Annotated in this window: 20 protein-coding genes, 1 tRNA gene and 1 pseudogene; 15 read left to right on the top strand and 7 right to left on the bottom strand. The window is 62.2% G+C overall.

The annotated features are described in order from the left end of the window. Positions 1-20: 20 nt before the first annotated feature. Positions 21-938: a peptidylprolyl isomerase gene (locus tag FHX11_RS24730; RefSeq protein WP_184362313.1), complete on the bottom strand. Its 918-nt coding sequence runs from the start codon at positions 936-938 to the stop codon at positions 21-23. A 246-nt stretch (positions 939-1,184) separates the two neighbouring features. Here FHX11_RS24730 and secA point away from each other — a divergent pair, with 246 nt between their 5' ends. Further along, positions 1,185-3,905, top strand: coding sequence for a preprotein translocase subunit SecA (gene secA, locus FHX11_RS24725; protein ID WP_184362311.1), 2,721 nt, complete (start codon positions 1,185-1,187; stop codon positions 3,903-3,905). A 139-nt stretch (positions 3,906-4,044) separates the two neighbouring features. Here secA and FHX11_RS24720 read toward each other — a convergent pair. Then, positions 4,045-4,674 (bottom strand): annotated as a pseudogene (locus tag FHX11_RS24720) (glutathione S-transferase family protein). 232 nt (positions 4,675-4,906) lie between these two features. On the opposite strand from FHX11_RS24720, the gene FHX11_RS24715 reads away from it, so the two are divergent. Both FHX11_RS24715 and FHX11_RS24710 read left to right on the top strand, forming a co-directional pair. Further along, entirely contained in the window at positions 4,907-6,322 is a 1,416-nt protein-coding gene (locus FHX11_RS24715) for a lipopolysaccharide biosynthesis protein (protein WP_184362308.1), read from the top strand. 2 nt (positions 6,323-6,324) lie between these two features. After that, a complete protein-coding gene (locus tag FHX11_RS24710; protein ID WP_184362305.1) occupies positions 6,325-7,596 on the top strand; it encodes a GNAT family N-acetyltransferase in 1,272 nt (423 codons plus the stop codon). Here FHX11_RS24710 and FHX11_RS24705 read toward each other — a convergent pair. Continuing rightward, complete coding sequence (locus FHX11_RS24705) at positions 7,593-9,239, bottom strand: AMP-binding protein (protein ID WP_184362302.1); 1,647 nt, start codon at positions 9,237-9,239, stop codon at positions 7,593-7,595. The two genes, FHX11_RS24710 and FHX11_RS24705, sit on opposite strands and share 4 nt — an antisense overlap. A gap of 253 nt (positions 9,240-9,492) precedes the next feature. Between FHX11_RS24705 and FHX11_RS24700 the strand changes: the two genes are divergently transcribed. Then, entirely contained in the window at positions 9,493-10,473 is a 981-nt protein-coding gene (locus FHX11_RS24700) for an aldo/keto reductase (protein WP_184362299.1), read from the top strand. Positions 10,474-10,787: 314 nt separating this feature from the next. Further along, positions 10,788-11,582, top strand: coding sequence for a methyltransferase domain-containing protein (locus FHX11_RS24695; protein ID WP_184362296.1), 795 nt, complete (start codon positions 10,788-10,790; stop codon positions 11,580-11,582). 67 nt (positions 11,583-11,649) lie between these two features. Here the strand turns inward: FHX11_RS24695 and FHX11_RS24690 are convergent, their stop codons facing one another. Beyond that, positions 11,650-12,237 carry a TetR/AcrR family transcriptional regulator gene (locus FHX11_RS24690; RefSeq protein ID WP_184362293.1) on the bottom strand — a complete coding sequence of 196 codons (588 nt, stop codon included), beginning with the start codon at positions 12,235-12,237 and terminating at the stop codon, positions 11,650-11,652. A 217-nt stretch (positions 12,238-12,454) separates the two neighbouring features. On the opposite strand from FHX11_RS24690, the gene FHX11_RS24685 reads away from it, so the two are divergent. The 5 genes from FHX11_RS24685 (at position 12,455) to FHX11_RS24665 (ending at position 16,765) form a co-directional block, all read left to right on the top strand. Next, complete coding sequence (locus FHX11_RS24685) at positions 12,455-13,753, top strand: MFS transporter (RefSeq protein ID WP_184362290.1); 1,299 nt, start codon at positions 12,455-12,457, stop codon at positions 13,751-13,753. Positions 13,754-13,895: 142 nt separating this feature from the next. Then, positions 13,896-13,980 (top strand) — tRNA-Leu (locus FHX11_RS24680). A gap of 284 nt (positions 13,981-14,264) precedes the next feature. Next, entirely contained in the window at positions 14,265-15,449 is a 1,185-nt protein-coding gene (locus FHX11_RS24675; RefSeq protein WP_184362287.1) for a Fic family protein, read from the top strand. 193 nt (positions 15,450-15,642) lie between these two features. After that, positions 15,643-16,236, top strand: a complete 594-nt coding sequence (locus tag FHX11_RS24670; RefSeq protein ID WP_184362284.1) for a YqaA family protein — start codon at positions 15,643-15,645, stop codon at positions 16,234-16,236. A 16-nt stretch (positions 16,237-16,252) separates the two neighbouring features. Further along, a complete protein-coding gene (locus FHX11_RS24665; RefSeq protein ID WP_184362281.1) occupies positions 16,253-16,765 on the top strand; it encodes a disulfide bond formation protein B in 513 nt (170 codons plus the stop codon). Positions 16,766-17,005: 240 nt separating this feature from the next. Here the strand turns inward: FHX11_RS24665 and FHX11_RS24660 are convergent, their stop codons facing one another. Further along, on the bottom strand, positions 17,006-17,563 hold the full coding sequence (locus tag FHX11_RS24660; RefSeq protein WP_184362279.1) for an HNH endonuclease: 558 nt from the start codon (positions 17,561-17,563) through the stop codon (positions 17,006-17,008). 111 nt (positions 17,564-17,674) lie between these two features. Further along, positions 17,675-18,319 carry a DNA-3-methyladenine glycosylase gene (locus tag FHX11_RS24655; protein ID WP_184362276.1) on the bottom strand — a complete coding sequence of 215 codons (645 nt, stop codon included), beginning with the start codon at positions 18,317-18,319 and terminating at the stop codon, positions 17,675-17,677. 43 nt (positions 18,320-18,362) lie between these two features. On the opposite strand from FHX11_RS24655, the gene gluQRS reads away from it, so the two are divergent. Then, positions 18,363-19,244, top strand: coding sequence for a tRNA glutamyl-Q(34) synthetase GluQRS (gene gluQRS, locus FHX11_RS24650; RefSeq protein ID WP_184362273.1), 882 nt, complete (start codon positions 18,363-18,365; stop codon positions 19,242-19,244). Here gluQRS and FHX11_RS24645 read toward each other — a convergent pair. Next, complete coding sequence (locus FHX11_RS24645; RefSeq protein ID WP_184362270.1) at positions 19,209-20,159, bottom strand: YihY/virulence factor BrkB family protein; 951 nt, start codon at positions 20,157-20,159, stop codon at positions 19,209-19,211. The two genes, gluQRS and FHX11_RS24645, sit on opposite strands and share 36 nt — an antisense overlap. 98 nt (positions 20,160-20,257) lie before the next feature. Here FHX11_RS24645 and FHX11_RS24640 point away from each other — a divergent pair, with 98 nt between their 5' ends. The 4 genes from FHX11_RS24640 (at position 20,258) to FHX11_RS24625 (ending at position 22,853) form a co-directional block, all read left to right on the top strand. Beyond that, positions 20,258-21,091 (top strand): SDR family oxidoreductase, encoded by an 834-nt coding sequence (locus FHX11_RS24640; RefSeq protein WP_184362267.1) that lies wholly within the window; start codon positions 20,258-20,260, stop codon positions 21,089-21,091. A 19-nt stretch (positions 21,092-21,110) separates the two neighbouring features. Further along, positions 21,111-21,314: a twin transmembrane helix small protein gene (locus FHX11_RS24635; protein ID WP_184362264.1), complete on the top strand. Its 204-nt coding sequence runs from the start codon at positions 21,111-21,113 to the stop codon at positions 21,312-21,314. A 13-nt stretch (positions 21,315-21,327) separates the two neighbouring features. Continuing rightward, on the top strand, positions 21,328-21,906 hold the full coding sequence (locus tag FHX11_RS24630) for a cob(I)yrinic acid a,c-diamide adenosyltransferase (RefSeq protein WP_184362261.1): 579 nt from the start codon (positions 21,328-21,330) through the stop codon (positions 21,904-21,906). A gap of 197 nt (positions 21,907-22,103) precedes the next feature. After that, entirely contained in the window at positions 22,104-22,853 is a 750-nt protein-coding gene (locus FHX11_RS24625) for an electron transfer flavoprotein subunit beta/FixA family protein (protein WP_184362259.1), read from the top strand. Positions 22,854-22,864: the final 11 nt, after the last annotated feature.

The raw sequence follows: 22,864 nt of genomic DNA, 5'->3' as shown, positions 1-22,864 counted from the left end.
GATGGTTTGACTGCGAATGCTTACTTCTGCGGCTGGGCGTCGGGCGCGGCTGCATCGGGGGCTTCCACATCCCCTGCCGGCGCGGCATCCTGCTGCTTCTGTGCGTCTTCATAGGCCTTGCTCAGCGCCGGGTCGCTGATGACGACCTTCGATTCCTGCTTGGCCTTGTTCAGGAGTTCAAGATACTTGTCGCGCATGACGAGCTGACGAACCTGGTCCTTGACCTGGTCGAACGGCGGCGGCGGAGCGTCGCGCTTGTCCTCGACCTTGATGACATGCCAGCCGAAATCGGACTTTACCGGGGTCTTGGTGTAGCTGCCGACCGGCAGCGCGAAGGCTGCGTCTTCGAATTCCTTGACCATGCGGCCATGGCCGAAATAGCCGAGATCGCCGCCGTCGGCCTTGTTCGGGTCGGTCGACTTTTCCTTGGCGAGCGCAGCGAAATCCTTGCCGGCATCCAGTTCCTTGATGATCGCCTTGGCTTCGTCCTCGGTCTTCACCAGGATGTGGCGGGCATGGACTTCTTCCTGCTTCGGCAGGGCAGCGACTTCCTTGTCGTAGCGGGCCTTGACTTCATCGTCGGTGATGCCGTCGGCGACATGCGCCTTGAAATAGGCATTGTGCAGCTCGCGGTCGCGCAGATAGGCCATGTGCGACTGGAAGTCCGGCGTCTGGTCGAGTTTCTCGGCAGCGGCGCTCTTGGCGAGCAGCTTGACGTCGATCGAAGCCGAAAGGGCGGCGACCTTCTTCTGGTCGTCGGGAAGCTGGCCGAGTTGCGGGTCGAGGTTGGCGATCGCAAGATCGAGTTCGGACTGATGGATTTCCACATCGCCGACCTTGGCAACGACTGGGTCCTTGGCGTCAGCGGCGAAGACCGGCGCCTGCAAGGTGACGAATGTTGCGAAAGCAACCGCAGCAAGTTTATTATAGCTCAACATCAAATAACCTTTCGGTGGTCACGACCGGCTCGACGTTGCGAATCCGGCAGGAAGAAAGCCTTCAGCAGGAGAATGTGGCCTTTCTGTATCGGCCAATTCCCGTTGACATCAATCGACCCCCCTCTTATCTGTCACGCAACCTCGCGTCCAGAACAGTTTCCGGGCGTTTTGCGCTATACTCCCGATTTTTTCGGAGATGGATAAAGCGGAAAACGACAGGATGAAATCTCAGAAAGGACCAGTCACATGGTCAGCCTAGGTGGAATTGCCCGCAAGTTGTTTGGCTCGTCCAACGACCGCCGGGTGAAGTCTTTCCAGCCGAATGTCGCCGCGATCAACGCGCTCGAAGAACAGATGCGTGCCCTGTCCGACGAGGCGCTGGCCGCCAAGACGGTCGAGTTCCGCCAGCAGCTCGCCGACGGCAAGACGCTCGACGACATCCTCGTGCCCGCCTTCGCCGTTGCCCGCGAAGCCTCGCGCCGCGTTCTCGGCATGCGACCTTTCGACGTACAGTTGATCGGCGGCATGATCCTGCATTCCAACGCCATCGCCGAAATGAAGACCGGCGAAGGTAAGACGCTGGTCGCGACCCTGCCGGTCTATCTGAACGCGCTCGCCGGCAAGGGCGTGCATGTCGTCACGGTCAACGACTATCTGGCACAGCGCGACAGCGCCACCATGGGCCGTCTCTACAGCTTCCTCGGCCTGACCACCGGCGTCATCATCCACGGCCTCTCGGACGAAGAGCGCCATGACGCCTATGCCTGCGACATCACCTACGCCACGAACAACGAACTCGGCTTCGACTATCTGCGCGACAATATGAAATATGATCGCGCCCAGATGGTGCAGCGCGGCCATAATTTCGCGATCGTCGACGAAGTGGACTCGATCCTGATCGACGAAGCGCGCACGCCGCTGATCATCTCCGGCCCGCTCGACGACCGCTCCGATCTCTACAACACGATCGATGCCTTCATCCCGCGCCTGTCGAAGGACGATTACGAAATCGACGAAAAGCAGCGCTCGGCCAACTTCTCCGAAGACGGCACCGAGAAGCTGGAAAACATGCTGCGCGATGCCGGCCTGCTGAAGGGCGAATCGCTCTACGACGTCGAAAACGTCGCGATCGTCCACCACATCAACAACGCGCTCAAGGCCCACAAGCTGTTCCAGCGCGACAAGGACTATATCGTTCGCAACGGCGAAGTCGTCATCATCGACGAGTTCACCGGCCGCATGATGCCGGGCCGCCGCTATTCGGACGGCCAGCACCAGGCGCTGGAAGCCAAGGAACGGGTGCAGATCCAGCCGGAAAACCAGACGCTGGCGCAGATCACCTTCCAGAACTATTTCCGTATGTACGACAAGCTCGCCGGCATGACCGGCACGGCTTCGACCGAAGCGGAAGAATTCGGCAACATCTACGGCCTCGACGTGATCGAAGTGCCGACCAACCTGCCGATCCAGCGTATCGACGAGGACGACGAGGTCTATCGGACGCATGAGGAGAAATACAAGGCGATCATCGCCGAGATCCTGGACGCCCACAAGCGCGGCCAGCCGGTTCTCGTCGGCACCACCTCGATCGAGAAGTCGGAACTGCTGGCCGACCTCATGCGCAAGCAGGGCTTCAACGACTTCCAGGTCCTGAACGCCCGCTACCATGAGCAGGAAGCCTATATCGTCGCCCAGGCCGGCGTTCCCGGCGCGGTGACGATCGCCACCAACATGGCCGGCCGCGGCACCGACATCCAGCTCGGCGGCAACCTCGAAATGCGTGTCGAGCGCGACCTGCACGAGGTCGAGCCCGGCCCCGAGCGCGACGCGGCCATTGCCCGCATCGCCGAGGAAATCAAGGAACTGAAGCAGCGCTCGCTCGCCGCCGGCGGTCTCTACGTCATCGCCAGCGAACGCCATGAAAGCCGCCGCATCGACAACCAGCTGCGCGGCCGTTCCGGCCGTCAGGGCGACCCCGGCCGCTCGAAATTCTACCTGTCGCTCCAGGACGACCTGATGCGCATCTTCGGCTCCGACCGCATGGACGGCATGCTGCAGAAGCTCGGCCTCAAGGAAGGCGAAGCCATCGTCCATCCTTGGATCAACAAGGCGCTGGAACGCGCCCAGAAGAAGGTCGAGGCCCGCAACTTCGACATCCGCAAAAACGTTCTGAAGTATGACGACGTGCTGAACGACCAGCGCAAGGTCATCTTCGAACAGCGCGTCGAGCTGATGGAAGCGGCCGATCTCTCCGAGACCGTCGGCGACATGCGCCACGAGGTCATCGAGGACCTCGTCGCCCGGCATATTCCGGAGCGCGCCTATGCCGAACAATGGGATGCCGACGGCCTGAAGATCGCCGTCGCCAACTTCTTCGATCTCGACATGCCCATCCACGACTGGGTCAAGGAAGAAGGCATCGCCGAAGACGATATCCGCGCCCGCCTGACGGAAGCCGCCGACAAGGCTGCCGCGGAAAAGGCCGAGCGCTTCGGCCCCGAGATCATGACCTATGTCGAGCGCTCCATCGTGCTGCAGACGCTGGACAATCTCTGGCGCGAGCACATCGTCAACCTCGACCACCTGCGCTCCGTCATCGGCTTCCGCGGCTATGCCCAGCGCGACCCGCTGCAGGAATACAAGGCCGAAGCCTTCGAGCTCTTCCAGTCGCTGCTGAACAATCTTCGCCAGGCCGTCACCGCGCAGCTGTCGCGCGTCGAGCTGGTGCAGCAGCCGGCCGAGCCGCAGCCTTTGCCGATGCAGGCGAGCCATATCGACGCCACCACCGGCGAAGACGAATTCGCGCCGCTCCGGCTCGTCAACGAGACGGTCGTGCCGCCGGAAAATCGCGATCCGCAGAATCCCGCCACCTGGGGCCGCATCGGCCGCAACGAGGCCTGCCCCTGTGGCTCGGGCAAGAAATACAAGCACTGCCACGGCGCCTTCGAGAGCAATGAAGTGGTCTGAGGCTTCGTGAACCGACAGCAATGAACCGAATGCCGCCGCTTGGCGGCATTCGTGTTTCTACGCCTATCGAATGTTGATCGGGGAAATGCACCAGCCCGGAGAACTCATGCGGCGACACCTCGCCAGCAAGCCATCACGCTCAAAGAGCGGAATATGGATCCTCGCCATAGAGATGGACCGTATAGGCGCGACCGATGACCTCCCGTACCCGGTCGAACCAAGCCCCGACTGCCGGATAGTCGGCGAGAACGAAACCGCAATCCCCTGCCCGGTGGCCATAGGCTTAGACGGCGATATCCGCGATCGAGAACGCTTCGCCGGCAAGAAACGGCGTGTTGGCAAGGCCGCGCTCCAGCGCGGCGAGAGCCCGGGCGCCGGCTGCGCGCTTGGCGTCGGCCATCACCCGATTGAGCTCAAGCCGTCCCGTCAGCGTCCAGAAGCGCAACGTGCCGATGATCGGTTCGACATGATATTGCTCGAAGAACAGCCATTGCATGATCTTGGCGCGCTGATAGCGTTCCGCGGGGAAGAACGGCGTACCTTCGGCGAGATAAGCGAGGATCGCATTTGATTCGGCGATCGTCCGCCCATCCTCCAATTCGAGAACGGGAATGCCGCCAGCCGGGTTCAGAGCGAGAAAAGCATCGGTGCGCCCCTCGCCCTCGAAGATCGACACCAGTCGGGTATGGTAGGGAATATTCAGCAGCCCGAACAGCACCCTGGCCTTCCAGCCATTCTGCGATGGCAAATAATCGTAAAGCGTGAGCATGCGGTCCTCCACCGGCGAGCCCTGCGACTCTGCACGCCGCGCCGCCATCCAGCCACCCGATTCCTGCGCGGTCCATGGAGGACAGGCGCCACCGTCAGGTTGCACATGCCGACAAACACACCGTTGCAGCCGCCATGCGATTTTCCTTACATGAGGAAAACCGATTCTTAACCCCCCTCTGCCAAGACTACCGCAGGGTTAAGATCATATTTCAAAGTATTGCGTATCGATCATGACGGTCTTTCAAACAGCAGAAAGAATGCTGCCGTCCGGGCTGCGGACCGTTCTGTCGCCCTATCTGCGCAAGCTTGCCCCCATTCTTGCCGGCAAAGACGAAAAATCCGTCTCGCAGCGCATGGCGCTCACGGCCTTCTCCATCCGCATCGCCGGCGCCGCCCTTGCCTTCGTCTCGCAGATCGCGCTCGCCCGCATGATGGGCCAGTTCGAATATGGCATCTTCGTCTTCGTCTGGGTGCTGATGATCCTGTTCGGCAATCTCGCCTGCCTCGGCTTCCCCACGGCCATCATCCGTTTCCTGCCGCAATATGACGCCAGCGGCGAGCATGACGCCATTCGCGGGCTGAACCGCACCGCGCGCCTCTTCGTGCTGGCGGTCGCCGGCGGGCTCGCCCTGATCGGCATGGCGGCGCTCCATGCCTTCGGCGGCAGGATCGAAAGCTACTATGTGATGCCGATCTTCCTCGGCCTGATCGCCGTGCCGATGATCGCGCTGGGCGACGTGCTCGACGGCACGGCGCGCGCCAAACATTGGCCGGTCATGGCGCTCAGCCCCACCTTCCTCATCCGGCCGACACTGATCCTGCTCTTCATGCTCTGCGCCATTCTCGCCGGCGCGGCCCACAGCGCGGTCACGGCCATGTCGGCAGCGCTGGCGGCGAGCTTCGTGACCGTGCTCTGCCAATATCTTGCGGTCGACTTCCGCCTGCGCCGCCACTATCCGGGCGGCCCGAAAGCCATCGAGTTCAACGCCTGGTTCGCCGTCGCTTTCCCGGTCTTCCTCGTCGAGGGCGTCGGCTATCTGCTGACCAATTCCGACGTCGTCGTGGTCGGCATCTTCCTCGACCCCGGCGAGGTCGCGATCTATTTCGCCGCCGCCAAGATCATGGCGCTGGTGCATTTCGTCCATTTCGCCGTCAAGGCCGCCATCGGCCCGCGCTTTGCCGCGATCATGGCCGAGGGCGACCGCGGCAAGCTCGCCGCCTTCGCGACGGAAGCCACGCGCTGGACCTTCTTCCCGGCGCTTGCCGTCGGGATCGCGATGCTGGCAGCCGGGCAATTCCTGCTCTCGCTCTTCGGCGCCGCCTTCACCGAGGGCCAGTTGGTCATGGCCACCCTGCTCGCCGGGGTGCTTGCCAAGGCATTGGTCGGCCCGGCCGAGGTACTGCTGATGATGGCGGACCGGCAGATGCTCTGCGTCTATCTCTATGCCGTCGCATTGCTTGCCAATATCGGCCTCAACCTCCTGCTCATCCCGCAATTCGGCATCGAGGGCGCCGCCATCGCCGCCGCGAGCGCCCTGGCGATCGAAGCCCTGTTGCTGCACATGGCGGTGCGCCGCGCGCTCGGTATCACGCTCTTCGCCCTCCTCCGCAAACCTGTAATTTCCTCAACGAACGGGGCACTCTGACCATGGCGCGCCCTCCTTTCACCGAAAGCACCGACAGCCAAGTGAATGCGCTCACGCATACGCTCGCGGCGCTGCATTTCGAGCCGCCCAAGGCGGAAGCCCGTGTGGAAGTCGGCCGCGCCGGCCGCGAACTCTGCCTCTATCCCGGCAAGCTCGGCTATGAGCTGCAGGACGAGTTGGACTTCCTCTCCAACCGCGCCATGGAGCCGAACGTCTTCTTTTCCGGCCGTTTCCTGGCTCCGGCCATGCCGCGCCTGGAGGACCGCCACATCCGCCTCGCGCTGATGCGCGACCAGAACGGCACCCGCAGCCGCATGCGCCTGCTGATGCCCTTTACCCTCGACAAGCCCGGTTTCGCCATCGGTCCGTCGATCATCCGTGTCTGGTCGAATTCCTTCGGCCCGCTCGGCACGCCGCTGGTGGATGCCGAGGAGGCCGGCGAGACGCTGGACAATCTCTTCGAGGCGCTGACCCGGCGCGAGCTGCAGCTGCCGACGACATTGGTGCTGCCGGATATCCGCCTGAACGGCCGCTTCGCGCAGATGGCAAAGGCCGTCGCCATCGGCCGCAACCTGCCGCTCACCGTCGCCAATACCTATCGCCGGCCAATGCTTCACAGCAGCGACGATGCGCTCGCCTATCTCAAGCGGACGATCTCGAATGCGCATTTGCGCGAGATGCGCCGGCAATGGCGGCTGCTGGAAAGCCATGGCGAGGTCGTCTACACCGTGAGCCGCCAGTCGCGCGACATCCATCTGCGCATGGAGGAATTCCTGGCGCTCGAGGCCAGCGGCTGGAAGGGCAAGAAGCGCAGTGCGCTGGTGACCGACCGTCACCACGCGGCCTTTGCCCGCGAAGCCGTCTCCAACCTCGCCGCCGTCGACGCCGTGCGCATTCATACCATCGACCTCAACGGCAAGGCCATCGCCTCGATGATCGTGCTGATGATGGGCGGCGAAGCCTATACCTGGAAGACCGCCTACAACGAGGATTATGCCCGCTACTCGCCCGGCAAGCTGCTGATGGGCGAGCTGACGGAATGGCATCTCGACGACGCCAATATCGTCCGCTCCGATTCCTGCGGCACGCCCGACCATCCCATCATGAGCCGCTTCTGGCAGGAGCGCGAGGACATGGGCACGCTGATCATCGGCCTGACGCAGAACGGCGACCGCGACGTGCGGCAGGTGGCGGCACAGCTGCACATGTACCGCAGCACCCGCAACATGGCGAAACTGCTGCGCCAGAAGATCCTGTCGCTGACGAAGCGCTAATCTTTCGAAGACGCTGCCTCGGCAACCGCCCGCTCGCGCAGCAACCGGCGGATCACCTTGCCGGAGGTCGTCAGCGGCAGTTCATCGACGAATTCGATCTCGCGCGGATATTCATGCATGGAGAGCCGCGTCTTCACCCAGTCGCGGATGTCAATCGCCAGCGCCTCGCCGGGCGCATGGCCGGGCACCAGCACCACATAGGCCTTGACGATTTCCGTGCGCACCGCATCCGGCTTGCCGACCACGGCAGCGAGTTGCACGGCGGGATGGCCACCGAGGCAATCCTCGATCTCGCTGGGGCCGATGCGATAGCCTGAGGAGGTGATGACATCGTCGTCGCGGCCGATGAAATGGATATAGCCGTCCGCATCCTGCCGGCCGAGATCGCCGGTCAGCATCCAGTCGCCGACGAATTTCCCTTCCGTCGCCGTCTCATCACGCCAATAGCCGAGGAACATCACCGGATCGGGGCGCTGGATGGCGATCTGGCCGCTTTCACCCATCGGCACCTCCCTGCCCTCGGCGTCGACGACCGCCATGCGATGGCCGGGCACCGGCTTGCCGGTCGCGCCGCCACGGCTGACACCGAAGGCGGCGCTGGAGGACAGAACGAAATTGCACTCGGTCTGGCCGAAGAACTCGTTGACGGTGATGCCGAGGGCCGATCGCGCCCATTCATAGGTCTCGCGCCCGAGCGCCTCGCCCGCCGAACCGATGGTGCGCAGCTTGAGATCGTAGAGCGCGCGGGGATTGTCGACCGATTTCAAGAGCCGCAGCGCCGTCGGCGGGATGAAGGCATTGCGCACGCCCATCTCGGCCATGATGCGAAACGCCGTATGCGCGTCGAATTTCTGCGCCGGCGAGGAAACGACGGGTACGCCGAGCAGCAGGCTCGGCAGCAGCGCGTTCAGAAGACCGCCCGCCCAGGCCCAGTCCGACGGCGTCCAGAGCTTGTCGTCCGCCTGCGGAAAACCCTCATGGGCGAACTGCATGCCGGGAATATGCCCCGGAAGCACCCGGTGGCCATGCAAGGCGCCTTTGGGCGGCCCGGTCGTGCCCGAGGTGAAAATCATCAGGGCCGGATCGTCCGGCCCGGTATCGGCGACATCAAAGAGCGGCGGATGCGCCGCGACGAGATCGGCAAAACCGGCCACGCCCTCTTCGCCGCCATCGATGCTGATCACATGCGCCAGTTCCGGCAGGCGGTCGCGGATCGGCCGCAGCCGATCGAGGCCGAAGCGGTTGGCGACGATCACCGAAGCGCCCGCGACCTTCAGCCGGTATTCCAGCGCCTCCGCGCCGAACAGCAGCGCAAGCGGCAGGGCGATGGCCCCCATCTTGTAGATCGCCACATGCGCCGCGACGGTTTCGAAACCCTGCGGCAGAAGCAGTGCCACGCGATCGCCGCGCCCAATGCCGAGCGCCGTCAAGGCATTGGCGAAGGCGGCGGAGCGATCGCGCAGTTCGCCATAGGTCTGGCTGAGATGCCGGCCGTCGGGGCTGAAATGTTCGAGGCAGATCCGGTCAGGCTCCCGCTCGGCCCAATCGTCGCAGACCGCGCGCCCGATATTAAATTTCGCCGGAATCTGCCAGCGAAAATCACGGTAAAGGGCTTCATAAGTATCGCGCGGAGGCAGTTGCATGCGGATTTCCGGAAAAATGTTGCAGCGCAGCTAACACCTGTCACCCCTGCGGTTCAAGGAAACATTTACGGCCTCCATCTTTCCCGGCCGGCGAAACGCCTTATTTATTGAGAGAATATCTCGAAGCTCTTCACGACCTGATGCATTGTCGGCGGCGTCTGTCTGCCGAGCTTATCTTTGGTGACGCATCCGCCCTGTCGCCCTCGCGGCGCGGCCCATGCGCCCGATACCCCCGAATGAACGGAGACGATCGATGGAATACGTAAAGCTTGGCAAGACCGGTCTTGAAGTGTCCCGCATCTGCCTGGGCTGCATGACCTATGGCGACCCCAACAAGGGCACGCATGCCTGGTCGCTGAAGGAAGAGGACAGCCGTCCGCTGCTGCGGCAGGCGATCGAGGCCGGCATCAATTTCCTCGACACCGCGAACACCTATTCCAACGGCTCGTCGGAAGAGATCGTCGGCCGCGCCATCAAGGATTTCGCCCGCCGCGAGGACATCGTGCTCGCCACGAAAGTGTTCAACCGCATGCGCCCCGGCCCCAATGGCGCCGGCCTGTCGCGCAAGGCGATCTTCGACGAGATCGACAACAGCTTGCGTCGCCTCGGCACCGATTATGTCGACCTCTACCAGATCCACCGCTGGGACTATACGACGCCGATCGAGGAAACGCTCGAGGCGCTGCATGACGTCGTCAAGGCTGGCAAGGCCCGCTATATCGGTGCCTCCTCCATGTATGCCTGGCAGTTCGCCAAGGCGATCTACACCTCGCGCCTCAACGGCTGGACCGAATTCGTCAGCATGCAGGACCACCTGAACCTGCTCTACCGCGAGGAGGAGCGCGAGATGCTGCCCTTCTGCGAGGACCAGAAGATCGCCGTCATCCCCTGGAGCCCGCTCGCCCGCGGCCGCCTGACCCGCGACTGGGACGAGGCGACGGCCCGCACGGAAAGTGATGAATTCGGCAAGACGCTCTACACCCAGGCGCTCGAATCCGACCGGAAGGTCGTCGAGGCTGTCGGCGCGGTCGCCAAGGCGCGCGGCATCGCCCGCGCCCAGGTCGCCACCGCCTGGATCCTGCAGAAAAGCGCCGTCACCGCCCCGATCATCGGCGCCTCCAAGCCCGGCCACATCACCGACGCCGTTGCAGCCCTCACGGTCAAGCTGACGCCGGAGGAGATCGAAGCGCTGGAGAGCCCTTATGTGCCGCATGGGGTTGCCGGGTTCAAATAGGGGGTTTTGGAGCTGGTCAGATGAGGGCAGTGACGCCGCATCTACTTGCCTGGCCCCTCACCCCGGCCGTCTCCCCGCAATGCGGGGAGAGGGAGGCCCCACAATGCCCAACGCCGCTTCTGTTTGTGTGGTGAGGCCGATTGCCTTGCGCGGTCGGTCCCCTCTCCCCGCCTGCGGGGAGAGGGCTAGGGTGAGGGGCAGTCCCAAGCTCTGAAGCCGATTGGCCCGCGGCAAATCGCGCAATCGTTATTTCACGCCCCGGTCATAGTTGAGTCATAACAGGTCAAGGCTCCCTACCCCCGAGGATCCCAGCCATGACCACCATGCCCTTCGAAGCGCGGCGATTTCAGTCCACCGCGGCCTATTACCTGCGCTACCGCATCCCCTATCCCGACAGCTTGATCACCCGTGTCGCCGAGCGCAGCGGCCTGAAGGCGGGCGATCCTGTGCTCGACCTCGGCTGCGGCCCCGGCCAGCTCGGCATCGCCTTCGCGCGGCTTCAAGGCGCCACCGTGACGGCCATGGACCCGGAACCGGAAATGCTCGCCGCCGCCCAGGCCGACGCGAAGGCGGCCGGCGTCGGGATCACCCTTCGCCAGGGGTCGTCCTATGACCTCGGCGCGGATATCGGCCGGCTGCATCTCTGCATCATGGGCCGCTCCTTCCACTGGATGGACCGCCCGGCGACGCTCGCCGCGCTCGATAGGCTGATCGAGCCCGGCGGCGCGGTCGTGCTGTTCCACGACAAGACCATCCTGGCGACGCCGGACTGGCGCGGCATCGTCGAAAAGCTGGCGGAAACCTTTTCGCCGGAGCGGCACGAACAGCAACAGTTGCGCAGGAGCAAGGCCTGGGCGCCGCATGAGGCCATGCTGCTCGCCTCGCCCTTCTGCAATCTCGAGCGTATCGGCATCGTCAGGGAATATCAGCGGGATATTGAAGACATCGTCGGCCGGACCTTCTCCATGTCCTCGACTTCGCCGCAGGCGCTCGGCGACAAGCGTGCCGATTTCGAGGCGGCGCTGCGGGCCGAGCTGCTGGAGGTCGCCCCCGACGGCAAGATCACCGAAATCGTCGAGGCCAACGGGCTGCTGGCCTTCCGGGACTAAAGCAATTCCAGGAAAAGTGTGCAGCGGTTTTCCGTCCGGAATTGCGTCAAAAAAAGTTAGAGCATCCTTATTCCTTGCCGCTCTCCGGCGCGGGCGTCAGCTCCTGCCGGGTGGCGGCGAGGAACTCCTCCGACAGCGCGGGATTGTCCATCGCCCGCGCCAGGATGACGGCGCCGACCATGGCCGAGAGACTGACCAGCGCCTTGCGGCGGCGCTCTTCCGGCGTTTCGCCGGGTGTGATTTCCTCAAGAATCTCCGCCATCCCCATCAGACCGCCGGTAAAGGTCGACTGCATTTTCGGGCCGTGACGGCTGACTTCCTGCGTCAGCGCCGCGAAGACGCAGCCGGTCGCATGCTCCACCACATTGCGATGCGACAGATAATGCGCGAGCAGCGCTTCCAGCGGCTCGTCCGGCGCGCCGTCGACCACCTGCTTCCAGCGCTCCAGCGAGCGCGACACCAGCGCCTTGCTGGCCTCGCAGGCCAGCTCGTCCTTCGATTCGAAATGGCCGTAGAAGCCGCCATGCGTCAACCCGGCCGCCTTCATGATGTCGGCGACGCCGATGCCGTCAAAACCCTTCTCGCGAAAAAGCTCCCCTGCCACCGCAAGGATCTTCTCGCGGTTCTCGGCGAATTTTTCCCGGCTCACTCTCATCAAAAAACTCCATCAGAGCTTCAATAAATCTGTATTGACAATTTATATGACGATCATCATCAATAAGCAACAAACATGATCGCGATCATCTAAATGCCTTTGCACAATCGTTCAAGCCGGGAGAGGGGCCGTGCGATACAAGCCAGCATGACGAAGCCGCTCTTTCACCCTTCCCGGCCTTGAGGCCGAAACACGAAACTCCCACGGAACGCATCCCATGGTCTCCACAGTCCTTGCCTCGACACTGGCCCGCCGCAACATCCACTACGGATGGATCGTCGTCGGCGCCACCTTCCTCACCATGCTCGTCACCGCCGGCGCCATGGGCGCGCCCGGCGTGCTCATCAAGCCGCTGGAGGATGAGTTCGGCTGGAGCACCTCCTCCATCTCCTCGGCGCTCGCCGTCCGGCTTCTGCTGTTCGGCCTGATGGGGCCGTTCGCCGCCGCCTTCATGAACCATTTCGGCGTGCGCAAGGTCATCGTCTTCGCGCTCGCCACCATCGCCGCCGGCTTCGTCGGCTCGCTGTTCATGACGCAGGTTTGGCAATTGCTGCTCTGCTGGGGCATCGTCATCGGCTTCGGCACCGGGCTGACGGCCATGGTGCTGGCGGCGACCGTTTCGACGCGCTGGTTCACCAAGCATCGCGGTCTCGTCGTCGGCATGCTGTCGGCCAGCTCCGCCACCGGCCAGCTCGTCTTCCTGCCGCTGATGGCCGAGCTGACGACCCGCTACGGCTGGCGCACCACCGTGCTCTTCGTCTGCGGCATGATCGTCGTCGCCGCCCTCGTCGTGCTGCTTTTGATGCGCGATCGTCCCTCCGACGTCAACCTGCCGCTGGTCGGCGAGATCCACATCACCCCGCCGCCGCCCGCCACGAAGAACCTCAAGGCGGCGCTGGCCTCGCCGATCATGATCCTGCGGGAGATATCGACGACCTCGACCTTCTGGATCCTTTTCGCCACCTTCTTCATCTGCGGCCTGTCGACCAACGGCCTGATCCAGACGCATTTCGTCACCCTCTGCGGCGATTTCGGCATCGTGCCGGTAGCGGCCGCCAGCGTGCTCGCCGTCATGGGCATCTTCGATTTCGTCGGCACCATCGGCTCGGGCTGGCTCTCCGACCGCTTCGACAATCGCTGGCTGCTCTTCTGGTATTACGGCTTGCGCGGCCTGTCGCTGATCTACCTGCCCTTCAGTGACTTCACCTTCTACGGCCTGTCGATCTTCGCCGTCTTCTACGGCCTCGATTGGATCGCCACCGTGCCGCCGACGGTCAAGATCGCCGCCGACCGCTTCGGCCGCGAAAAGGCCGGGCTGGTCTTCGGCTGGGTCTTCGCCGGCCACCAGCTGGGCGCGGCCACCGCCGCCTACGGCGCCGGCCTCAGCCGCACCGAGCTCAACACCTACCTGCCCGCCTTCTTCGTCGCCGGCGCCTTCTGCGTGCTCGCCGCCATCCTGGCGCTGACCATCCGCAAATCCGGCGCGACCGAGCGCGCGCCGGCCATGGCGCACTGAACCGCGCGAGCCAAAGCCCATGGCGCCAACCGCCGCCATGGGCCGAACCGCAACCCTGCGGAAACAGCCGGAATATCCCACCAACCCGGCTTGCGCCCCCCGGCGATCACATGCTAGACAGCCGCCTCGTCAGTACCCCGTTGCCCCATTGGCGGAATTGGTAGACGCGCTCGACTCAAAATCGAGTTTCGAAAGAAGTGCTGGTTCGACTCCGGCATGGGGCACCACTTTCCAATTTCCTAACTGTTTTTCTCGTCATTGCTCCAGCGATCAAGGGCCACATTGGCTTTTGCTCGAGCACCTCCGGGAATCCTTTCCAAGCGCATAAGAGACGGAAGGGGAACCACCCGTCACAGGTCACTTAAACGGCACACTTCATGGACAATCTTTAGCTTACAAAAATGCAATTTTATTTGATTTGATTTGGACATTTTTTACCGATATAATTTATAATGTGTAGAATAAAATTACAAATTATAAAGATATTACAGTTGGTTAAGTGGAGGAGAAGATGCTTGCAAAACGGACATATACAACGACACATCCATGGATAACATTTGACCTAGGATCGGAGAAGTTCTCGCCACAAACATGGATGTTGCTGGGCGAAGCGACATCAAAAGCGAAACATATAGCCGGTGTGCCTCTCGCACCCGCCGCAGCAAAGACACTTTACCAAGTATTTTTGGCGAAGGGTGCTCGCGCTACGACCGCAATTGAGGGGAATACGCTAACTGAAGAGCAGGTAGTAGCTCAGGTCGAAGGTAAGCTACACCTTCCCCCGTCGCAGCAATATTTACAGCAGGAAGTCCAAAACATCATTGATGCGTGCAACGTTCTGGTAAATTCACTTGCTAACGGCGGCCCCAAAAAAATCGATCTCGAATTCTGCTGCTCGTTGAACTCAATGGTACTCAAGAATTTAGAGTTAGAGAGCGGCGTGAACCCCGGAGAAATAAGGCATCACTCTGTGGTGGTCGGCAATGTATATCGAGGGGCACCCCCTGAGGATTGCGCTTATCTAATGGAGCAAATGTGCGCAAAGATTGAAGAAATCGATTCTGTCGGCGAAGATAGACAGCATTTAGCTATCCTAACAGCCTTGTTTTCTCATATTTATTTGGCACTGATTCATCCATTTGGCGATGGAAACGGACGAACCGCTCGGCTTCTCGAGTACTACATTCTTCTTAGGGCTGGATTACCTCAACCAACAGGGCACCTTTTAAGCAATCACTACAATATGACTCGTTCGAAATATTATTCAGAGTTGGATAAAATCAGCAAAAGTGGTGGGGAGACGCGCAACTTCGTCTCTTATGCCCTTCAGGGCTTTGTTGATGGCCTAAAAGACCAAATTAAGTACATTCGTAACGAGCAGATCAATGTCACCTGGACTAATTATGTGCACGGACTGTTCGAGGGTCAGAAAGGCGTCGCTGATCTTCGACGTCGTGCACTTGTTCTGCAACTCGGCCTACAAAAAGAGCCGGTAAAGATATCGGAGTTGATGGACATGAATGTTCGAACTGCGAGAGAATATGCGGGCAAGACAGACAAGACCATGACGCGAGATATAAATCTTCTTGAGGATATGCAATTAATACGCCGCTTACCTGGTCGGAGAGTTGAGGCGTGCAAGGATATCATCAAAGCATTCTTGCCCTGGCGTGCCAAACATCAAGATGCCGCCTAAAGAGTGCGCTGATCGGGCCTGAGGTTCGATCAGCCTTCATTCTTGAATATTCACGTCGAGTGAGCCGACGACGATCTCGACACCCCACCCCATCACGAAAAATTTTGCCTTTCCGTCACTTCCCTCACCCGCCGACCATTTACAGCCATAATCCTCCCCCCTAAAGGTGTGCAACGCAGCAAAAGGGGGCACTATGCTTCGTAGACTCTACGACTGGACCATGTCGCTGGCCGGCCGCAAATCGGCGGAAATCTGGTTGGCGGTGATCGCCTTTGTCGAAAGCTCCATCTTCCTCGTCCCCGCGGACGTGCTGTTCCTGCCGATGTCGCTGGCAAAACCCGAGCGGGCCTGGCGCTATGCGCTGACGGCGACCGTCGCCTCCGTGCTCGGCGGCATCGCCGGCTGGGCGCTCGGCTATTTCGCCTTCGAGACCATCGCAAAGCCGATCCTCGAATTCTACGGCAAGCTCGATGCCTTCAACCAGATGAGCGCCGGCATCACCTATGAATGGGTCCTGCTGCTCTTGGTCACGTCGGGCCTGGCGCATCTGCCGCCGATCAAGGTGGTGACGATCCTCTCCGGCGTCGCCCATATCGATCTCGGCCTGTTCATCATCTCGGCCATCGTCGCGCGCGGCGCCCGTTTCTTCTTCCTGGCCTATCTGCTGCGCCGCTACGGCGAATCGATCCGCCATTTCATCGAGAAGCGCCTCGGCCAGATCACCATGGCCGCCGCCGGCATTCTCATCGCCCTCTACGGCATCTTCCATTTTGCCCTGGCGCGCTGACCAAGGAGCCCCCCGCATGTCCCCGACTTCGCCTTCCCCTCGCGCCGGCCTCACCTATAGCCTGTTGCTGGCGCTCGGCATGATCGTCGTCATCGGCTCAGCGCTCGGCTTCCAGCATATCGGCGGCTATATCCCCTGCGCGCTCTGCCTGGAGCAGCGCCAGCCCTATTATTACGGCATCCCCGTCGCCATTCTGGCGGCCCTGACGGCAGCGCTGCGCCTGCCCGTCTGGACCACCCGCACGCTGCTTGTCATCGCCGGCCTGATGATGGTGGTCGGCGGCGGCATCGGCGTCTACCATGCCGGCGTCGAATGGCATTTCTGGGCGGGCCCCACCACCTGCTCCACCACCGCCAGCAGCATGACGCAGAACGCCGGCGACCTGCTGAACGAACTCAACACCATCAAGGGCCCCTCCTGCACGGAAGCAGCCCTTCGCGTCCTCGGCCTGTCGATGGCTGGATGGAACGTCATCGCCAGCGTGATTTTGGCGGCGATTGCCTTTGTGGGTGTGAAGAAGGCGGGTTGAGCAAACAGAAATAGTCAGGAGCGTCAGCAGGGCCGCAGCTCGGTGCCTGGCCCCTCACCCCAACCCTCTCCCCGCAGGCGGGGCGAGGGAGCTCTTTCTGCGTTTGCCGAACCATCCTGCCCCAGCCGTAGAACTCGGTAAGTTCCCTCGCCCCGCTTGCGGGGAGAGGGCTAGGGTGAGGGGCCGTGCATATAGGTGCGGCAAAGCGAAACTCGCCCGACCTGCGGAAGCAACACGACCTTACGGCTGCAGTTCCGAATCCCAGTAGAGATAGTCGAGCCAGCTGTCGTGCAGGTAATTCGGCGGGAAGAGCCGACCGTTATTGTGCAGGTCCTGCACGGTCGGCTGATAGGGTTTCTGCGCCGGGAACATGCCGGCCTGTCTCGGCAGCTTGCTGCCCTTGCGCAGGTTGCAGGGCGAGCAGGCGGCCACGACATTCTCCCAGGTCGTCTCGCCGCCATGGGCGCGCGGGATGACATGGTCGAAGGTCAGGTCGTCATGGGCGCCGCAATACTGGCATTCGAACCGGTCGCGCAGGAAGACGTTGAACCGGGTGAAGGCGGGATTGCGGGACGGCTGCACATAGGTCTTGAGGCATACGACGCTCGGCAGCCGCATCGAGAAGCTCGGTGAGGACACACAGTGATCGTATTCCGCGATGATGTTCACACGGTCAAGGAAGACCGCCTTGATCGCGTCCTGCCAGGACCACAGCGACAAGGGGTAATAACTCAGCGGTCTATAGTCAGCGTTCAGCACGAGCGCCGGCAAGGACTGCGGGGAGACTGCAATCGTCAAGGAACCCTCCTGATCGATTCGGCATCTGCACCTGTATATTAGGCCGGTTGTTACAGGATTGTGAAGTCCAATAAATTCAGTGCATAAAGGCTAATCTATGGGAGGCGCCGATTAATCTATCGGCAGCGCGTCGCGGCGGGTTTTGACGGCGTAATAGGCCCAGAAAAGCCGGGCCGCCACCGAGCGCCAGGGCGCCCAAACCGCCGCCTGCCCGGCCAAAACCTTCGGCAAAGGCCGGGTTTCCTGCCCGAAGGCCATGCCGACCGCCGCCTGCAGCGCGACATCGCCGACCGGAAACACATCTGCGTGACCGCCGCAAAACATCAGATAGACCTCCGCCGTCCAGGGGCCGATTCCCTTGATCGACGTCAGTTCCGACAATGCTTTCTCCGGGCTTTCGGCGCTCAACGCATGCAAATCGATTCGGCCTTCGACGACGGCATCGGCAACGCGGCTCAAAGTATCCGCCTTGATTCGCGACAGGCCGAAGCCGCGCCAGGCATCCGGCTCCAGCCCGGCATAGGCCTCCGCCGTCACCCTACCGGTGCGCGCCGTCATCCGGCCCCAGATCGCATCCGCACTTGCCCGCGACACGACCTGCGACACGATGATATGCGCAAGCCCCTCGAAACCGGGCTCGCGCAGGCGCAGCGGCACCGCCCCCGCTTCCGACATAATCGGCCGCAGGCGCGGATCGAGCTCGACCAGCGCCGCCAGCCCTTCCCTGATATCGTCCTCATTGCGAATGATGTGCATGGCGTCTCATGGTCCCGGACAAAATTTCGTGGCAGAAGAAAGCATGATCGCGATTCCCCGTCAAAAGCCGAGATTCCGCTTCGCGCCGAGCCCGAACGGCGCGCTGCATCTCGGCCATGCGCTGTCGGCGATCCTCAACCACGACATAGCGAAGGCGGCCGGCGGCGATTTCCTGCTGCGCATCGAAGACATAGATCAGGCCCGCTGCACACCCGATTTCGAAGCGGGGATTTTTGCCGATCTTTCCTGGCTGGGATTGTCGTGGGAGGAGCCGGTGCGCCGGCAATCGGACCATGTCCCGGCCTATCAGCAGGCCCTGCAGGCGCTGATCGGACGCGGCCTCGTCTATCCCGCCTTTCTGACGCGCGGCGAGGTCAAGGCAAAGGTGGCCGCCGGTGAGGCCGAGGGCAGGCCCTGGCCGCGCGACCCGGACGGCACGGCCCTTTATCCGCCCGACGACCGCGAACGCAGTCCACGGGAGCGGCAGCGATTGCTTGACGCCGGCCTCAAGCATGCCTGGCGGCTCGACATGGAAAAAGCCATCGCCGAAATCGGCCAGCCGCTCTCTTGGCGCGAAAGCGGCGATGGCGAGACGGGCGACATTCCGGCCGATCCCGCCGCCTGGGGCGATGTCGTGCTGTCGCGTTCCGACGCGCCGTCGAGCTACCATCTCTCCGTGGTCGTCGATGACGCCACGCAGGGCATCACCCATGTCGTACGCGGCCTCGACCTCTTCCACGCCACGTCGATCCATCGCCTGCTGCAGACCCTGCTCGGCCTGCCCGAGCCGCTCTATCACCACCACCGGCTGATCCTCGGCGACGACGGCCGCAAGCTGTCGAAGAGCCTCGGCGACACCGGCATCGCCGAATGGCGCAGGCAAGGCCTGTCACCGATGCAGCTTCGCCGCCGCGTCGGCCTCTGATGGCGGCTTGTCGGCCTCCTGGCTGCCGGTCTGCGGGCTGTCGGTCTGCGGGCTGGCCGCCATCTTGCCGAACAGCAGGCGCCGCACCTTGAACTTCATCAGCGCCGCATTGATCTCCGCCCCCATGATGAAGATCACCGCCAGCATGTAGAGGAAGATCAGCACGATCATCACCGAAGCCAGACCGGCATAGGTGGCGGTGTAATTGGCGAAGGTCGAGAGATAATAGGCAAAGAGCACCGCCCCGATCGACCAGAAGATCAGGGTCAGCACCACGCCGGGAATGACGTCGAGCAGCCGCCGCCGTCCGGCCGCCAGCCACAGATGCAGGATCAGCAGCCCGGCGAGCAGCAGGAAGATGGTGCCGTAGATCCGCCAGCTGAAGACGATAGCAAGGATATCGGCAAGCCGCGGCAGCCATTGCCGCGTATAGTTCAGCGCCAGCGGCACGGCGACCAGCAGGATGCTCAGAATAGCGAAGATCAGCACCGCGATCAGCACATAACCGAGGCTGGCCAGGCGGTTGAAATACCATGGCCGCATATCGACCACCCGATAGGCGCGGTTGAGCGAGACACGCAGCGCCTCGACGCCGTTGGAGGCGAAATAGGCGGCCGCGAGCACGGAAATGGTCAGCAGCCCGCCGCGCGGAATGGTCAGCACCTGCACCACCTGGTCGGCGAGCGGCTTGGCGATCGCTTCCGGCCATGTATCGAAGATCAGATGCACGGCGGTGGAGGAAAACTGGCTGGCGCCGAGAAAGCTCGCCAGAGCCGTGCCGAAGATCAGAAAGGGGAAAACCGCCAGCAACGTCGAGAGCGCGACATGGCTCGCCATGGCGAAACCGTCATCCTCGACGAAGTGATACACCGCGTCGTAGACGACCTTGTAAAGCGCGCGCACGAATGTCGGCATTCCATCTCCGCTTGCTCCCGGTCCTCATCCACCGGTTGTCGATTGTATCGGGCTCCTGAATATGGGAAACGACTCCCACTTTGTACAGGAATCATTCCATGGCGGATCAACGCACCATCATCGTCACGGGCTGCTCTTCCGGCATCGGCGCCCATTGCGCCCGGGCGCTGAAAGCCGAAGGCTGGCGGGTTTTCGCGACCGTGCGCAGAGAGGCCGATCTCGCTTCTCTGACGGCGGACGGCATCGAAGCGTTCTTGATGGACTATACCCGCCCGGACACGATAGCGGCCCTGGTCGCGACGGTCAGCGAACGGACCGGTGGCCGCATCGATGCCCTGTTCAACAACGGCGCTTATGGCCAGCCGGGCGCGGTCGAGGATCTCTCCACGGATGTGCTGCGCGACCAGTTCGAGACGAATTTTTTCGGCTGGCACGAGCTGACGCGGCAGGTGATCCCGCTGATGCGCGCCCGCGGCCAGGGCCGCATCGTCAATTGCTCCTCCATTCTCGGCCTCGTCCCTTATCGCTTCCGGGGCGCCTATACGGCATCGAAATTCGCACTGGAGGGCCTGACGATCACGCTCAGGATGGAGCTGCAGGATAGCGGCATCCATGTCAGCCTGATCGAGCCCGGCCCGATCGCAACGCGCTTCACCGCCAACGCGCTCGCCAAGATCGAGGAACATATCGACCTCAAGAATTCAGCCCATGCCGTCGAATACCGGCGGCAACTGGCGCGACTGAATGGCACAGGCCCGGTCAACAAGCATAAATTGGGACCCGAAGCAGTCCATGACGTGTTAAAATCCGCCTTGAACGCCAGAAATCCGCGTCCGCACTATCTCGTGACCACCCCTGCGAAACAGGGCGTTCTTCTGAAAAGGCTGTTGCCGGCTAACCTTTTCTATCGTCTGATGCGCCGGCTGGATTGAAGACGAGGACGGAGGAGCCATGTCCACAGTTACCTATATCGCCGCCATCATCGTGATGGGCCTCGTCGTGCTCGTTCTCATTCGCGGTCTGTTCAACATGATGAAGGGCGACAACCCGAATCTCTCGAACCGGCTGATGCAGCTGCGCGTGCTGCTGCAGGCCATCGCCGTCATTCTGATCATGCTGACGCTGTGGCTGACCGGCGGCGGCCGGCCGGCCTGACGACGGGATCCAAATGGTCAAGCTCAACAAGATCTATACCAGGACAGGCGACGACGGTACCACCGGCCTCGTCTCCGGTCCGCGCCGGCTGAAGCACGATCTGCGCGTCGAGGCCTATGGCACCATCGACGAAACCAATTCCGCCATCGGCGTCGCCCGGCTGCATACATCCGACATGCCCGACCTCGATGCCATGCTGATGCGCATCCAGAACGACCTCTTCGATCTCGGCGCCGATCTCTCCGCGCCGGAAACCGATGAGCCGCTCCCTTACGAGCCGCTGCGCATCATTGCCAATCAGGTTGAGCGTATCGAACACGATATCGACACGCTCAACGCCGCTCTCCAGCCGCTGAATTCCTTCGTCCTGCCCGCCGGCAGCCCCGCCTCGGCGCATCTCCACCTCGCCCGCACCATCGCGCGCCGCGCCGAGCGGCTGATGGTGGCCCTGTCGCGCTTGGAGGGCGAGCGCGTCAGCCCGGCGGCATTGAAATATGTCAACCGCCTCTCGGACTTCCTGTTCGTCGCCGCGCGGCATGCCAATGATCGCGGAAGGGCGGATGTGCTCTGGGTTCCCGGCAAGAATCGCTGACGGCAAATTCCTCCGAGTAGGAGCGATCTGATTGACGTTAACGTAAACGTAATTTATACCCGTCTCGCAATTTGCCTGACTGCGACGGCGAAGCGTTGTAATTGGGAAAAAAACGCGTATCCATGTCGCCATTCGACAAATGGAGCGGCGCGGAACAGGCCATGTTCTAGGACGCAGTGTTGAGAGGTAGGAATTCCATGAAGATTCTGGTCCCGGTAAAGCGGGTTGTTGACTACAACGTTAAGATCCGCGTGAAGTCGGATGGGACGGGTGTGGAGCTTTCGAATGTGAAGATGTCGATGAACCCGTTCGACGAGATCTCGGTCGAGGAAGCGCTGCGGCTGAAGGAAGCCGGCAAGGCGGACGAGGTGGTGGTGGTATCGATCGGCCCGGCCAAGGCCGAGGAAACGCTGAGGACGGCGCTGGCCATGGGTGCCGACCGCGCCATCCTGGTCGAGACCGACGATCAAGTCGAGCCGCTGGCGGTTGCCAAGATCCTCAAGGGTGTGGCGGCTGCCGAACAGCCCGGCCTGATCATCGTCGGCAAGCAGGCGATCGACGACGACAGTAACCAGACCGGCCAGATGCTGGCCGCCCTGCTCGGCACGGCGCAGGCGACCTTCGCCTCGAAGATCGAGATCGGTGACGGCAAAGCTCAGGTGACGCGCGAGGTCGATGGCGGGTTGCAGACGATCGAAGTCAAGCTGCCGGCGGTGGTGACCACCGACCTGCGCCTCAACGAGCCGCGCTATGCCTCGCTGCCGAACATCATGAAGGCGAAGAAGAAGCCGCTCGACAAGAAGAGCCCGGCAGACTTCAGTGTCTCCACCGAGCCGCGCCTGAAGGTGCTGAAGACGGAAGAGCCCGGCGGCCGCAAGGCGGGCGTCAAGGTCAAGTCGGTTGCCGAGCTCATCGAAAAGCTCAAGACAGAAGCCGGCGTGCTCTGAGGATAGGAAAG

This window comes from Rhizobium sp. BK602, from assembly GCF_014195095.1.
In the GTDB taxonomy this organism is placed as follows: Bacteria; Pseudomonadota; Alphaproteobacteria; order Rhizobiales; family Rhizobiaceae; genus Rhizobium.
This window is presented reverse-complemented; position numbering and strand designations above follow the sequence as displayed.

Coding starts and splice junctions, on each gene's coding strand:
- FHX11_RS24710 (WP_184362305.1), top strand. CDS start 6,325: ATGGCGCGCCCTCCTTTCACCGAAAGCACCGACAGCCAAGTGAATGCG.
- FHX11_RS24715 (WP_184362308.1), top strand. CDS start 4,907: ATGACGGTCTTTCAAACAGCAGAAAGAATGCTGCCGTCCGGGCTGCGG.
- FHX11_RS24665 (WP_184362281.1), top strand. CDS start 16,253: ATGTCCCCGACTTCGCCTTCCCCTCGCGCCGGCCTCACCTATAGCCTG.
- FHX11_RS24675 (WP_184362287.1), top strand. CDS start 14,265: ATGCTTGCAAAACGGACATATACAACGACACATCCATGGATAACATTT.
- secA (WP_184362311.1), top strand. CDS start 1,185: ATGGTCAGCCTAGGTGGAATTGCCCGCAAGTTGTTTGGCTCGTCCAAC.
- FHX11_RS24630 (WP_184362261.1), top strand. CDS start 21,328: ATGGTCAAGCTCAACAAGATCTATACCAGGACAGGCGACGACGGTACC.
- FHX11_RS24625 (WP_184362259.1), top strand. CDS start 22,104: ATGAAGATTCTGGTCCCGGTAAAGCGGGTTGTTGACTACAACGTTAAG.
- FHX11_RS24695 (WP_184362296.1), top strand. CDS start 10,788: ATGACCACCATGCCCTTCGAAGCGCGGCGATTTCAGTCCACCGCGGCC.
- FHX11_RS24645 (WP_184362270.1), bottom strand. CDS start 20,159: ATGCCGACATTCGTGCGCGCGCTTTACAAGGTCGTCTACGACGCGGTG.
- FHX11_RS24640 (WP_184362267.1), top strand. CDS start 20,258: ATGGCGGATCAACGCACCATCATCGTCACGGGCTGCTCTTCCGGCATC.
- FHX11_RS24700 (WP_184362299.1), top strand. CDS start 9,493: ATGGAATACGTAAAGCTTGGCAAGACCGGTCTTGAAGTGTCCCGCATC.
- FHX11_RS24705 (WP_184362302.1), bottom strand. CDS start 9,239: ATGCAACTGCCTCCGCGCGATACTTATGAAGCCCTTTACCGTGATTTT.
- FHX11_RS24670 (WP_184362284.1), top strand. CDS start 15,643: ATGCTTCGTAGACTCTACGACTGGACCATGTCGCTGGCCGGCCGCAAA.
- FHX11_RS24685 (WP_184362290.1), top strand. CDS start 12,455: ATGGTCTCCACAGTCCTTGCCTCGACACTGGCCCGCCGCAACATCCAC.
- FHX11_RS24655 (WP_184362276.1), bottom strand. CDS start 18,319: ATGCACATCATTCGCAATGAGGACGATATCAGGGAAGGGCTGGCGGCG.
- FHX11_RS24690 (WP_184362293.1), bottom strand. CDS start 12,237: ATGAGAGTGAGCCGGGAAAAATTCGCCGAGAACCGCGAGAAGATCCTT.
- FHX11_RS24635 (WP_184362264.1), top strand. CDS start 21,111: ATGTCCACAGTTACCTATATCGCCGCCATCATCGTGATGGGCCTCGTC.
- FHX11_RS24730 (WP_184362313.1), bottom strand. CDS start 938: ATGTTGAGCTATAATAAACTTGCTGCGGTTGCTTTCGCAACATTCGTC.
- gluQRS (WP_184362273.1), top strand. CDS start 18,363: ATGATCGCGATTCCCCGTCAAAAGCCGAGATTCCGCTTCGCGCCGAGC.